Origin of the sequence: Rhodococcus sp. NPDC056516, from assembly GCF_042794655.1 — a bacterium.
Taxonomy (GTDB): Bacteria; Actinomycetota; Actinomycetes; order Mycobacteriales; family Mycobacteriaceae; genus Rhodococcus_F.
On sequence record NZ_JBHTTG010000004.1, the window covers coordinates 619,545 to 633,261 of the forward strand.

Annotated in this window: 11 protein-coding genes; 5 read left to right on the top strand and 6 right to left on the bottom strand. The window is 62.3% G+C overall.

What is annotated here, in order from left to right; all coding sequences use genetic code 11:
* The first annotated feature begins 23 nt into the window (after nt 1-23).
* Entirely contained in the window at nt 24-1,415 is a 1,392-nt protein-coding gene (locus ACFQ6Y_RS15775) for an MFS transporter (protein WP_378634256.1), read from the top strand.
* Nucleotides 1,416-1,470: 55 nt separating this feature from the next.
* Here the strand turns inward: ACFQ6Y_RS15775 and ACFQ6Y_RS15780 are convergent, their stop codons facing one another.
* The 5 genes from ACFQ6Y_RS15780 to ACFQ6Y_RS15800 all read right to left on the bottom strand — a co-directional run bounded on the left by ACFQ6Y_RS15780 (nt 1,471) and on the right by ACFQ6Y_RS15800 (nt 7,231).
* A complete protein-coding gene (locus ACFQ6Y_RS15780; protein WP_378634261.1) occupies nt 1,471-3,153 on the bottom strand; it encodes a purine-cytosine permease family protein in 1,683 nt (560 codons plus the stop codon).
* Between the two features lie 135 nt (nt 3,154-3,288).
* Nucleotides 3,289-4,347 carry an AAA family ATPase gene (locus ACFQ6Y_RS15785; RefSeq protein WP_378634264.1) on the bottom strand — a complete coding sequence of 353 codons (1,059 nt, stop codon included), beginning with the start codon at nt 4,345-4,347 and terminating at the stop codon, nt 3,289-3,291.
* 10 nt (nt 4,348-4,357) lie between these two features.
* On the bottom strand, nt 4,358-5,395 hold the full coding sequence (locus tag ACFQ6Y_RS15790) for an aliphatic amidase (protein ID WP_230816507.1): 1,038 nt from the start codon (nt 5,393-5,395) through the stop codon (nt 4,358-4,360).
* A 26-nt stretch (nt 5,396-5,421) separates the two neighbouring features.
* On the bottom strand, nt 5,422-6,042 hold the full coding sequence (locus ACFQ6Y_RS15795; RefSeq protein WP_378445745.1) for an AmiS/UreI family transporter: 621 nt from the start codon (nt 6,040-6,042) through the stop codon (nt 5,422-5,424).
* 109 nt (nt 6,043-6,151) lie between these two features.
* On the bottom strand, nt 6,152-7,231 hold the full coding sequence (locus tag ACFQ6Y_RS15800; protein WP_378634270.1) for a substrate-binding domain-containing protein: 1,080 nt from the start codon (nt 7,229-7,231) through the stop codon (nt 6,152-6,154).
* A gap of 173 nt (nt 7,232-7,404) precedes the next feature.
* Here ACFQ6Y_RS15800 and ACFQ6Y_RS15805 point away from each other — a divergent pair, with 173 nt between their 5' ends.
* Nucleotides 7,405-7,764 (top strand): MarR family winged helix-turn-helix transcriptional regulator, encoded by a 360-nt coding sequence (locus ACFQ6Y_RS15805; RefSeq protein WP_378634371.1) that lies wholly within the window; start codon nt 7,405-7,407, stop codon nt 7,762-7,764.
* A gap of 37 nt (nt 7,765-7,801) precedes the next feature.
* On the opposite strand, the gene acs is transcribed toward ACFQ6Y_RS15805, so the two are convergent.
* Entirely contained in the window at nt 7,802-9,733 is a 1,932-nt protein-coding gene (gene acs, locus ACFQ6Y_RS15810) for an acetate--CoA ligase (protein WP_378634273.1), read from the bottom strand.
* A gap of 364 nt (nt 9,734-10,097) precedes the next feature.
* Here acs and ACFQ6Y_RS15815 point away from each other — a divergent pair, with 364 nt between their 5' ends.
* The 3 genes from ACFQ6Y_RS15815 (at nt 10,098) to ACFQ6Y_RS15825 (ending at nt 13,715) form a co-directional block, all read left to right on the top strand.
* Complete coding sequence (locus tag ACFQ6Y_RS15815) at nt 10,098-11,714, top strand: ABC transporter substrate-binding protein (RefSeq protein WP_378445749.1); 1,617 nt, start codon at nt 10,098-10,100, stop codon at nt 11,712-11,714.
* A gap of 125 nt (nt 11,715-11,839) precedes the next feature.
* Nucleotides 11,840-12,766, top strand: a complete 927-nt coding sequence (locus ACFQ6Y_RS15820) for an ABC transporter permease (protein ID WP_378634278.1) — start codon at nt 11,840-11,842, stop codon at nt 12,764-12,766.
* Nucleotides 12,759-13,715 carry an ABC transporter permease gene (locus ACFQ6Y_RS15825; RefSeq protein ID WP_003946092.1) on the top strand — a complete coding sequence of 319 codons (957 nt, stop codon included), beginning with the start codon at nt 12,759-12,761 and terminating at the stop codon, nt 13,713-13,715. Before ACFQ6Y_RS15820 ends, ACFQ6Y_RS15825 begins: the two co-directional genes overlap by 8 nt.
* The last annotated feature ends 2 nt before the right edge of the window (nt 13,716-13,717 follow it).

A 13,717-nucleotide genomic window follows, 5' to 3' on the forward strand; every position in this document is an offset into this window, starting at 1 on the left:
GAAAATCGGCGCAGGAGCATGCTTTGAGCACGTCAGTCAGTGAGAACCCACCCAAGCCCGAGGACGGTGGAGTAGATACCGTTGCCGGAGTGCCACGCAGCCGAATCGTGGTTGCCAGCATGGTGGGTACGTCCATCGAGTTCTACGACTTCTACATCTATGCAACCGCGGCAGTATCGGTGTTCCCGCACCTGTTCTTCCCGAAGGGCAACGACACCACCGCGCTTCTCGCGTCGTTGGCGACGTTCGGACTCGCGTTTGTCGCCCGTCCCCTCGGTTCGATTCTCTTCGGGCACTTCGGTGACCGCGTCGGACGCAAGGCAACGCTGGTCGGCTCGCTGCTGACGATGGGCATCGCGACCTTCCTCATCGGTCTGCTGCCCACCTATCACCAGATCGGTCTGCTGGCCCCGGCGTTGTTGGCGCTCATGCGTTTCTGCCAAGGTCTCGGACTCGGCGGTGAATGGTCGGGTGCTGCCCTGCTCGCTACCGAGACAGCCAAGGAAGGCAAGCGGGCCTGGGCGGCGATGTGGCCACAACTCGGTGCCCCCATCGGCTTCTTCATGGCCAACGGCCTGTTCCTGATCATCACGCTGTTCATGAACCACGACAATTCCAGCCCGGACCTCGAGGGTGCGTTCCTGAGCTGGGGTTGGCGAATTCCGTTCCTGCTCAGCGCAATCATGGTGATGATCGGCCTGTACGTGCGGCTCAAGCTCGAAGAAACCCCGGTGTTCGCGCGTGCGGTCGAGCGCGGCGAGAAGGTCAAGACCCCGGTCGCCGAGGTGTTCAAGACCAGCTGGCGCCAGCTGATCATCGGTACGTTCGTGATGCTCGCGACGTACACGCTCTTCTACATCATGACCACCTGGGTGCTCAGTCACGGAACCGGCAAGACGGCGGCCGACGGCGGAACCGGTGCGGGCTTCAAATACACCGATTTCCTTGTCCTGCAGCTGATCGCAGTCGTGTTCTTCGCTGCCGCCGTGCCGGTCTCGGGTTGGCTCGCCGACCGTTACGGGCGCCGGATCACGTTGCTGATCATCACTGGCCTTATCATGGTGTTCGGCTTGACCTTCGGGGTCTTCCTCGAACCGGACGGAATGAACGACGGACGCATGTTGGCGTTCCTCATCGTGGGCATGCTGCTCATGGGCCTGACCTTCGGCCCGATGAGTGCCGTTCTCCCGGAACTCTTCCCGACCAACGTCCGCTACACGGGCTCGGGAATCGCGTACAACACGGCCAGTATTCTGGGCGCAGCGGTGGCGCCGTTCATCGCCGTCTACCTCGCGAAGAACTACGGCGTCGGTTGGGTCGGCATCTACCTCCTCGTAGCGGCGACACTGACGTTTGTCGCGCTGCTGGTCATGCGTGAGACGAAGGGTGAGTCGCTGGATGATGTAGGGGCATAACCCTGCTGTGCGCCTTTATTAACCCCCGGCGGTTAATAAAGGCGCACAGCAGTTGTCAGGGCTGAGCAGGCAGGACGTGCTCACCGGTCTTGTCGGTGCTCAATGCCAAGGAACTGATGTACTGCTTTTCACCGTGCGGACCGGGAACGTTCGACGCGAGCATGTCGGGACGCTCGAACTCGATTCCGCTGACGCAGCACAAAAGCGTTTCGCCGGAAGGGTTTCCGTACTCGTCGAACATCGGCAGATCGATGCCGTCGTCAGTGCGGCGTAGGTAGTACTTGCCCTTGGTGGCGACGGCCAGGACCGGCGGCATCACCAGTGCGATGACGATGGCGACGATCGGGGAGAACGGCTTGATCGCCGAACCGAAAGCGCCGAAGAACACCAGGATCGACACTCCCGCAGCCAGCAGCATCGACACGAAGCCGACGGGATTGACGTCGTAGAGCATCCCGCGTCGGAACTCGGGGACCTTCGGGGAGAGCTTCAACCAGTACTTGTTGATCGCGATGTCCGAGGCGACGACCACGACCCATGCGATACCGCAGTTGGCGTAGAACCCGAGGATCGTGTTGAGGAAGTCGAACATGTTGGCTTCCATCAAGATCAGTGCGATCGCCAGGTTGACCAAAACGAAGACCATGCGCCCCGGGTAGGTCTTGGTGACCCGGGTGAACGAGTTGGTCCAGGCCAGTGACCCGGAGTACGCGTTGGTGACGTTGATCTTGATCTGGCTGATGACCACGAGGATCACGGCCAGCGTCATCGCGAGCCAGTGCGGCATCATGTCCTGGTAGATCTCGAGGAACTGGTGCACGGGCTGGTTGGCGATCGATGATCCGTCGACGACGTTCGCGATGATGTACACGGCGAGGAACAGTCCGACGATCTGCTTGAACGCACCGAAGATGACCCAGCCGGGGCCGGCGAGAATGACTGCAGCCCACCAACGGCGGGTGTTCTCCGGCGTCTTGGGCGGCATGAACCGCAAGTAGTCGATCTGCTCGGCGATCTGCGCGATCAGTGACAGGCAGACGCCCGCGGCCAACATCACCGAACCGAAGTTGACGCCCTTGCCGTTTGCGCCGTCCTCACCGCCGAAGGCGAAGAATGCGCTCACTGAATCAGGGTGTTTGAACAGCAGATACAGAAACGGCAGAACCATCATGACGAGCCACAAGGGCGTCGTCCACACCTGGAGCTTCGCCAGAGCCTTCATTCCGTAGATGACCAGTGGGATGACCATCAGCGTCGAGACCGCGTACCCGATCGAGAGTGGGATTCCGAGCCCCAGTTTCAAACCCTGGGCCATGATGGAACCCTCGAGGGCGAAGAAGATGAACGTGAACGTCGCGAAGATGACGTTGGTGACAACCGAGCCGTAGTATCCGAAACCGCTTCCGCGCGTGATCAAATCGAGGTCGATGTTGTATCGCGCAGCGTAGTAGGCGAGTGGGAAGCCCGTGGCCATGATGACGACGGCAAACACTGCGATGCCCAGAAGCGCGTTACCGGTGCCGTACGAGATGCCGATGTTGGCGCCGATCGAGAAGTCTGCGAGATATGCGATTCCGCCGAGTGCGGACGTCGCGACGACTCCGGTTCCCCATTTGCGGTAGCTGCGTGGCGCAAAACGGAGGGTGTAGTCCTCCAGCGTCTCCTTCAGCGCGGTGTTCTGGCCGGGATTCGCGCTGTCCGGCGCGACTGCGGACACCTGCTCGTTCACTGCTGTCATGACGTCACTTCCCCTGGGTGCCTGTGCATGTGCACTTTGTGGTGCAGGCACCCAACCTAGGGAGGTGGCGTTACGCGGACATGTTTGAAATGTGTCGCCCACGTTGCGGATTCGATCCGCAACGTGAGCGAGCACTCATGAAACTTTCTTTACCTGTATCTGATCAGCAACTGCCCGGGCCTGCAAGGCGAGTGGCTGCGTCCCGACCGGTCGCAGGTCGAGAACGGCACCGGCCACCGGGTCAGCCAGGAGGTTCCGGATGGTCCGGCGCAGCCCACGCGCTCCGTACACCGGATCGAATCCGCGTCGCTGCAGGAGTGCGACGGCGCTGTCGTCCACCTCCACGTCGACGCCTCTCCTGGCCAACCGAGCTGTGATCAGTCCGATTTCGAGCCGAGTGACCTGCTCCGCCGTCCGTTCGTCGAACTCGTCGAGGATCACGGTTTCGTCGATGCGGTTGAAGAACTCGGGGTCGAAGAACTTCTCCAACGCGCGCTGCACCAGGTGGTGACCGTGGCGGGGTCGATCGATCCGGACGCGATCGGCGATCTGGCGTAGCCGGGACCGTCGATGTTCCGCCACCGCAGCCGAACCGAGATTCGACGTCAGGAACACGTAGCTGTTGCGGAACGAGATCTTCTGCTGACCGTTCGCCAACCGGAGCTCGCCGTTGTCGAGGACCTGCAGGAGCGCACGCAGCACGGTGGGGTCGGCCTTCTCCACTTCGTCGAACAGAACGATTCCGGGGGTGTACGGATCGCCCTCGACGGTGTTCTTGTCGAACAGTGTGAAGGACTCCTTGCTTCCGGCATATCCAGGCGGAGCGCCGGAGAACGATGCCGCATAGTGCTCTTGTGCTAGAGCATTCATGTCGATGCGGCACAGATCGTCGGGTCCTGAACGTAGTTCCGCGGCCACGCGCCGCACCAACTCCGTCTTGCCGACGCCGGTGGGGCCGACCAGAAGGATGTTGGCGAGCGGCCGCGTCGGATCCGTGGCACCGACATGCGCGATCGAAATTGCGCGAACCACAGCGTCGACGGCGGCCTGTTGCCCAACGATCTTGGAACCGAGGGCCTTCGAGAGCTTGTGGGCGTCGAAGGCTCCTACCGGTGCGGGTTCGGTTCGTTCCTCGGCCGGTGGTGCTGCTGCTGCACTGTTCCGGTCATGGAGCATGTCGGTGATGTACGGCACGGCGAGATCCTTACGCTTCGATTGTCTTCTCGACCGGCAGGTTTCCGACGCGGCAATCCGCTACACCCACTGTGTCTCGGGTGATGGCCTCGACGCGTTCCTGAGCCTTCTGGGCGTCGGTGACCCACAGCTTGTAGAACTCGAACGGGCAGTCCGCGACGCCCTTGTCGCCGTCACCGGCTGCATGGACGCCGGAGTAGCCGCGGTGGAGGAGCTTGAAGATGTGGTTCTGGGACTGATCGTTCTCGCGCGCATCACGAATTGCCGAGACGGACAGTTGCGCGTACTGGATTCCGTATTCTTCCTCGCCGGTTTCGCCCAACGTTCGACCGTCGAATCCGATGATCGCCGAGTGCCCGAAGTAGGAGTAGACGCCGTCGAATCCGGCCGCATTGGCAACTGCCACATAACAATTGTTGGCCCAGGCCATCGCCTTGGACATCATCACCTGCTGGTCCTTGGCGGGGTACATGTATCCCTGGCAGCGGACGATCAGTTCGGCGCCCTTCATCGCGCAGTCGCGCCAGATCTCCGGGTAGTTACCGTCGTCGCAGATGATCAGCGAAATCTTCAGCCCCTTGGGTCCCTCGGAAACGTAGGTGGTGTCACCGGGGTACCACCCTTCGATGGGGCACCAGGGCAGGATCTTTCGGTACTTCTGAACGATCTCGCCCTTGTTGTCGATGAGGATCAACGTGTTGTACGGCGGCTTGTTCGGGTGATCTTCGTGCTGTTCGCCGGTGATGGAGAAGATTCCCCACGTGTCGGCTTCGCGGCATGCAGCGGAGAAGATCGCGGTCTCGTCACCGGGGATGGTGGCCGCTGTCGCGTACATCTCCTCTTCGTCGTACATGATTCCCTGCGTGGAGTATTCGGGGAAGACCACGAGATCCATTCCGGGGAGACCGGTCTTCATGCCGATCATCATGTCGGCGATCTTGCGCGCGTTCTCGAGGACGCCCGCGCGATCGTGCAGGCGGGGCATCTTGTAGTTGACCACTGCTACGCCGACTGTGTCGTTGCTCGAGGAGATGTCACCGTGTCGCATTGTCTTTCACTCCTTGGTTGTGTGGATCAGTTGAAGACTGGACGGGATTGGGGTACTGCGGCTTTGGGGGCGGCGAGGATCTTGGCCAGACCCAGGAGAACCAGAAGTGCTCCGGCCCAGCCGGCCGCGACGGCAGGCGTGGTGTGGAAGTTGTCGGTCAGGATCAGGAAGGCGGGAACCGTGCAGGTGGGCTGGCTCAGAAGGACTGCTGCCCAACCGGTGAAGCGGCCGAGATTTTCCCGGCCCAAGCCGAGCACCAGGAAGAACAGCGTCCAGAGTGCTGCCCACGCGAGCCAGATGACGCCGAATACCGGGTCGTTGCTCACCGTGAACGAGAGGAAGGAATACACCAGTGCGGCGCACGCGACGAACAGCGAGAACCATCCGATTCCTTCTGGTTCGAAGCCGGCGAGATTGCTGATGCCCACGTAGAGGTAGGTGAATCCGAACAGGTAGAGCCCCGAGGCCGCCAGGACGGCACTCGAATCTCCCTGTGCCTGAATCAACATGACGGTGGGGACGACGCACTGAAGAGCGCCGACGAAGAGGTTGAGGACCGAGGCGGATCGAACGGGAACTGTGCCGAGCAGCATCAGTCCGTTGACGAAGAGGACGGCTCCCACGTAAAGCAAACCAACACTGCCCATCGGGCACCTCCGGTTACTTCGGGACGGGTTACTTTCAAATGAAATGATTCCAAATGAAACTAAGTGATGCGCGCCACAGAAGTCAAGAGGTGAATCTCAGGGAAAGATTTCAGAGGGTGGCGATGATCGAGAAGTCGAGTCCGTCGGCGACGGCAAGCTGAATCTTCTGCCGTGCAACACGATCACGAAACTCGACGGTTCCGCGAGGTCCGTCGTACGCGGCGCCTTCGACGACGGCGTCCAGGTCGTGCGGATGTGTGCTGTCGGCGCGTCGAACCAGGGCCGAAAGGGTATGTATCCCTTCGTAACACGACTCGGCAGCATTGTTCAGCGCTGGGGCGTGTGCGCCGTGCAGTGCGACGTAGCGTCCGAGCAGGTCCATGGAGTTGCCGTCGACCATCGAACGGAAGTATGCGGCGGAGGCAAACAGGTTTCGGGTTGCCCTCGGTCCGCTCGCGAGCAGCATGTTCTCTTCCATCAACGGGCTGAATCGGATCATCGATTCGTCGAGGCCGCGGCGAGCGAAGGCGCGGTTGAAGTCGACGGCGTCCTGGCCGACGAGGAGCATGATCACGCCGTCGCACCCGGAGTTCGAGACGGTCTCGACCAGCTGTTTCATGTTGCCGCGCCCCAGGTCGACGAACGAACCACCGACCAGGGTGAGGTCGAGTTCGGTCGCGAACTGTCGGACTGCCCCGAGTGAGCTGTGCGGCCAGATGTAGTCGTCGCCCACGACAAACCACTTACGTGCTCCGACGTTGTCGCGCAGCCACTTCAGCGCCGGCGCGATCTGCTGCCGTGGTGTCTCACCCGAGCAGTAGATGCCGGACCTGACCTCGCCGCCCTCGTAGAGCGAGGTGTACGAGTACGGGATGCGGTCGGCGACCACGGGCGCAAGCGCGTGGCGCACCGAGGAGATGTGCCAGCCGCTGACGGCGTCGATGTCGCCGGCGTCGAGTAGCTGTTGCACGCGGGCGGCGACGGCGCTCGGTGAAGCGCCGCCGTCGATCACTTCGATCTGGACTTCGCGTCCCAGTACGCCACCGGAGTTGTTGAGGTCGCGGGCGGCCAATTCGCTGATTGCTTCGCAGGAGGGGCCGAACAGTCCGGCCGGCCCCTGGAGGGGAACCACCATGCCCAGGCGCCACACCGCGCTGCGCGCGCGTTCGAGCGCGCCGGTAGCGCTCATGCGCCGCCGCCGGAATCGGGAGTCAGCGGCCTGGCCTGGGTTACTATCATTTCATTTGAAAGTATTGCCCGAGAAGTGTGAACTACGCAACAGCGGGGGAGCGATCAGTGAGAAAAAGTGACTCCGGAATTCTTGATGCGTCGCTGACGACCGCGCTGGTCCGAGCAGCTCGAATGGCCGCGGCAGCGGCGGAGAAGGCGCTGGCGGCAGAGAATCTCACTCTCGATCACTGGATGACGCTCGAAGCCTTGGCGTCGACCGAGGGGCTGACGATGGCTGAGCTGCGCGATCGAACGGGAACGCCGGCTCCGACGCTGACGCGAGTCGCGGACAAGCTGGTCTCGCTTGCGCTCATCTATCGCGAAGTCGGTGAGGACGACCGCCGGAAGGTGCGCGTGTTTCTCTCCGCGCGCGGAAAGTCCTTGCACAAGCGGGTTGCTGCAGATATTCGCGTGGCCGAGGAGTCCTGGCTGACGTCGAAAGAGGAAGAGAAGTTGCGAGAGGGGCTCCGCCCCTGTGCGCCTTTTTGGTAGTTCCCACTACCAAAAAGGCGCACGGGGGCCGAAGGCCCTACTTGCCGCGTATCGCGTCGAATACCTTGGGGTCGACCAGGGTTGAGGTGTCTCCGAGGTCTCGGCCTTCGGCGACGTCACGCAGGAGGCGGCGCATGATCTTGCCGGATCGCGTTTTGGGCAGTTCCGGCACGATCGTGATCTGACGGGGCTTGGCGATGGGGCTGATGTCGGTGGAGACCTGAGCCTTGAGCTCGGCGATCAGGATGTCGCCGGTGTTCTCGACGCCTTCGCGCAGGATGACGAAGGCGACGATGCCCTGTCCGGTGGTCTCGTCTGCGGCGCCGACCACGGCGGCTTCTGCGACACCGTGGTGGTTGACCAGTGCCGATTCCACTTCGGAGGTGGAGATGCGGTGCCCGGAAACGTTCATGACGTCGTCGACGCGGCCGAGGACCCAGAGTGCGCCGTCGTCGTCGTACTTGGCGCCGTCACCGGCGAAGTACCAGCCTTCTTCGGCATAGCGGGACCAGTAGGTGTCGCGGTAACGGTCCATGTCGCCCCAGATGCCGCGCAGCATCGCCGGCCACGGCTCGTCGAGGACGAGGTAGCCGTTGCCGCCGGGACCGAGGGGCTTGGCGTCGTCGTCGACGATCTTGGCTGAGATGCCGGGGAGCGGCGCCATGGCGGATCCGGGCTTGGTGGCGGTGATACCGGGCAGCGGGGAGATCATGATCGCGCCGGTCTCGGTCTGCCACCAGGTGTCGACGATGGGCGCTTTGTTGCCGCCGATGACCTCGCGGAACCAGCGCCACGCTTCAGGGTTGATGGGCTCGCCGACGGAGCCGAGGAGGCGGATGGACGACAGGTCGTGGGCGTCGGGGATCTCGCGGCCCCACTTCATGAAGGTGCGCACGAGGGTGGGTGCGGTGTAGTAGATGGAGACGCCGTACTTCTCGATGATGTTGAAGTGGCGGTGCTCGTCGGGGGAGTTGGGGGTGCCTTCGTAGACGACCTGGGTGACGCCGTTGGAGAGGGGGCCGTAGACGATGTAGGAGTGTCCGGTGACCCAGCCGATGTCTGCGGTGCACCAGTAAACGTCTTGTCCGGCTTTGTGATCGAAGACGTTGTGGTGGGTGTAAGACGCCTGGGTGAGGTAGCCGCCGGAGGTGTGGATGATGCCCTTGGGCTTACCGGTGGTGCCGGAGGTGTAGAGGATGAACAGGGGATGTTCGGCGTCGAAAGCCTGCGCCTGATGTTCGGGTGAGGCCTGCGCGACGGTCTCGTGCCACCACAGGTCACGGCCGTCGGTCCAGTCGACGTCGATGCCGGTTCGGTTGACCACCAACACGTTCTGGACGGATTCGGCGCCGGCGACGGATTCGTCGACCGCTGTTTTGATGGGTGCTGCTGCGCCGCGTCGCCACTGACCGTCGACGGTGACGACGAGCTTGGCCTGGGCGTCGTCGATGCGTGAGCGCAGGGCGGTGGCGGAGAATCCGGCGAAGACGACGGAGTGGGTCAGGCCGAGGCGGGCGCAGGCGAGCATGGTGACGATCGCTTCGGGGATCATCGGCATGTAGATCGCGACGCGGTCACCGGCGACGAGGCCGAGGTCGGTGAAAGTGTTTGCGGCGCGGCTGACTTCGGCGAGGAGGTCGTTGTAGGTCAGATCGCGCGAATCGCCCGGTTCGCCTTCGAAGTGGATGGCGACGCGGTCGCCGTTGCCGGCGAGGACGTGGCGGTCGACGCAGTTGTAGGCGACGTTGAGTTTTCCGCCGACGAACCACTTGGCGACGGGGGCGTCGGTCCAGTCGAGGACGTCGGTCCATTTCTCGTGCCAGTGAAGGCGCTCAGCCTGATTCGCCCAGAAAGCGAGGCGGTCGGTATCTGCGGCAGCCTGCAACTCCGGTCCCGCGTTGGCGGCCGCAGCGAACTCTGCGCTCGGCGGATATGCCTGGGGGACGTCTGTTTCGGCTGCGCTTGTCATGGCTGACGGCCTTCTTTCCACTTTGATCGACACTTTTCTGACTCCGTGTGAGGGTAGTCACAAGCTCGCGCAAACGCACCGTTGCATCACGTTGCAACCCGTTGTCCTGCGACGATCGGTCGAAACGATGCGACGGGTGGTCGCATCTGCCGACGAACGAATGTGTGCGAATTCAATTACCCCCAATTTTCCAACAATGGGTGCGGTGCGCGCTTCGGGTTCGATGTGTCTATTGTCAAACCATTATTCGACCGCAACTCGAAGTCACGTTCACTTTCAGTTGTAGGCGACACGACGCCGGCAGTTACGGCTGTCGGCAGGCCGCGAGCATGCTCGGGGTCACTTAGATGTGGAAGGAATTCCTTTGCGTATCTCACGCATAGCGACCGGCGCGGTCGCGCTCGGAATGACGGCAGTGCTGATCACGGCATGTTCGTCCGGCGATTCGTCGGGCGGATCGTCCAGCGGCGTCGTCAACGCCTGGGCGGGCGAGCCCCAGAACCCGCTCATCCCCACGAACACGAGTGAGAACCAGGGCGGCCGCGTCCTCGACTCCCTGTTCGCCGGTCTCGTTTCGTACACCGCCGACGGCGGCACGGAGAACGAGGTCGCCGAGTCCATCGAGAGCACCGACGGTCAGAACTTCACCGTCAAGCTCAAGGATGGTTGGACCTTCACGGACGGCACCCCCGTCACCGCGAAGTCGTTCGTCGACGCGTGGAACTTCGGAGCCCTCTCCACCAACGCGCAGATCCAGGCATCGTTCTTCGATCCGATCAAGGGCTACGACGAAGTTGCCGCCGAGGTTCCGACGGCTCAGACGATGTCGGGTCTGAAGGTTGTGGACGACTCCACCTTCACCATCGAACTCAAGCAGCCCGAGTCGGCGTTCCCCGACCGCCTCGGTTTCACGGCGTACTACCCGCTGCCCGAGGTCGCGTTCAAGGACATGACCGCATTCGGCGAGAACCCGGTCGGCAACGGCCCGTACAAGCTCGACGGAACCGGCGCGTGGCAGCACAACGTCCGCATCGACACGGTCGTGAACCCGGACTACAACGGCAACCGCAAGCCGAAGAACGCCGGCGTCGACTTCATCATGTACAACAGCCTCGACACGGCGTACACCGATCTTCTCGCCAACAACGTCGACGTCCTCGACCAGGTCCCGCCGAGCGCGGTCACGACCTTCGAGTCGGATCTTGCCGGTCGCACGGTCAACCAGCCGTCGGCAACCATCGAGACGTTCACGATCCCGGGGCGCCTGGCGCACTTCAGCGGTGAAGAGGGCATGCTCCGCCGTCAGGCGATCTCGATGGCAATCAACCGCGATCAGATCACGCAGCAGATCTTCAACAAGACCAGGACGCCTGCTCTCGACTTCACCAGCCCCGCAATCGAGGGTTGGAACGACTCGCTGACCGGTAACGGCAACCTGAAGTTCGACCCCGAGGCAGCCAAGGCCGCTTGGGCCAAGGCTGACGCCATCGCGCCGTGGTCCGGCAGCTTCGAGATCGGATACAACTCGGACGGCGGACACCAGGAATGGGTCGACGCCACGGCGAACAGCATCCGCAACACGCTCGGCATCGATGCAAAGGGCAAGCAGTACGCCACCTTTGCGCAGATCCGCACCGAAGCCACCGACCGCACCATCCAGAGCGCGTTCCGCTCCGGCTGGCAGGGCGACTACCCGCAGCAGTACGGCTTCCTGGCGCAGAACTACCAGACCGGCGGCAGCTCAAACGACGGTGAGTACTCCAACCCCGAGTTCGACCGCCTCCTGCGCGAATCGGCCGGCCAGACGGACAAGGCGAAGGCTCAGGAACTGCTCGATCAGGCTCAGGAAGTGCTGCTCAAGGACCTGCCTGCAATTCCGACGTGGTACCGCAACGCAGCCAGTGGATGGTCGGAGAACGTCTCCAACGTGACCATCAGCTGGAATGGCATTCCGGTCTACGAAGACATCGAAAAGAACTGACGCGTAGAACGATCCGCATCTGAAACGTGAGTTCGGGGCGGCAGGCGCCCTGCCTGCCGTCCCGAACTCGTGTTCACACCGGACTGTCCGCTGACGTACACGATCATCGACAAGGAGGTGATCCGATGCTCTGGTACATCGGTCGCCGAGTGCTTCAAATGATCCCGGTTTTTCTCGGGGCCACTCTTCTGATCTACGCCATGGTCTTCCTGCTTCCCGGTGATCCGATTGCCGCGTTGGCGGGCGACAAGGCGCTCAGTCCGGCTGTGGCAGCACAGCTTCGGGAGCGCTACCACCTCGATCTCCCCTTCTATCAGCAGTACCTGCTGTACCTGAAGGGCATCTTCACGCTGGACTTCGGCACGTCGTTCTCCGGACGACCTGTCAGTGAAGTTCTGGCACAGGCATTTCCGATCACGATGAAACTTGCCTTCATGGCACTGATCGTCGAGACGGTCTTCGGTGTCGGCTTCGGCCTCATCGCCGGCCTGCGTAAGGGCGGATTCTTCGACAGCACCGTCCTGCTGTTCAGCCTCGTTCTCATCGCCATCCCGATCTTCGTGATCGGCTTCCTGGCTCAGTTCTTCATCGGCGTCAAATGGGGCATCGTCCCGCCGACGGTCGGTGGCAACACCAGCTTCAAGAATCTCCTGCTCCCCGCCCTGGTTCTGGGTTCGGTCTCGTTCGCTTACGTACTGCGACTGACCCGAACGTCCGTGGCGGAGAACTTGAGTGCCGACTACGTGCGCACCGCCACCGCCAAGGGACTCTCCCGCGGACGAGTGGTGCGCGTGCACGTGTTGCGCAACTCGCTGATCCCCGTGGCCACGTTCCTGGGTGCCGACCTCGCAACGTTGATGGGCGGCGCCATCGTCACCGAGGGCATCTTCAACATCAACGGCGTCGGCGGCACGATCTACCAGGCTGTCACCAGAGGTGAAGCGCCGACGGTGGTTTCGTTCGTCACCATTCTCATCGTGATCTACCTGATCGCAAATCTGCTCGTCGACCTCTTGTACGCCGCGCTCGATCCGAGGATCCGCTATGTCTGAGACCGTGAAGACCGGACGCGCCGTCCGGCAAAGTCATTTCGTGGCACCGCCCGAAGTTGCGGCACCGGGGGAGACGGACGCCGTCAAACTCGACCAGGCGCCGACGAGCATGTGGACCGACGCGTGGCGCGATCTGCGCAAGCGTCCCCTGTTCATCATCTCGACGATCATCATCCTCGCGGTCATCGTCATCGCAGCGTTTCCGGGCTTGTTCACGAGTACCGATCCGCGATTCTGCGACCTCACCTACAGCATGCAGGGACCGACCTCCGGCCACTGGTTCGGGTTCGACCGCCAGGGTTGTGACGTCTACTCGCGCACCATCTACGGTGCTCGCGCGTCCGTACTCGTGGGCGTCGGCGTCACTGCGTCGGTGCTGGTGATCGGAGTGATCTTCGGCGCGCTTTCCGGGTTCTACGGCGGCTGGACCGATTCGATTCTCTCCCGCGTCGCCGACATCTTCTTCGGTATCCCGCTGATCCTCGCTGCCATCGTTCTGATGCAGCTGTTCACCGATCGCACCATCTGGACCGTCGTCGGCGTCCTGGCACTCTTCGGTTGGCCGCAGATGGCACGAATTGCCCGTGGCGCGGTGATCTCGGCGAAGAACAACGATTACGTCATGGCTTCGGAAGCGTTGGGTGTCTCGAAGCTCAAGACACTGATCCGCCACGTCATCCCGAACTCGTTGGCGCCCATCATCGTTGTCGCCACCATCTCGCTCGGTACGTACATCGTTGCCGAGGCGACGTTGTCCTTCCTCGGTATCGGTCTTCCGTCCACCGAGGTTTCGTGGGGCGGCGACATCAGCAACGCTCAGGTGACGCTGCGTCAAGGATCGACCATTCTGTTCTACCCGGCAACGGCTTTGGCGATCACCGTCCTCGGATTCATCATGATGGGTGACGCGCTGCGCGACGCCCTCGATCCCAAGTCTCGGAAGCGGTGAGC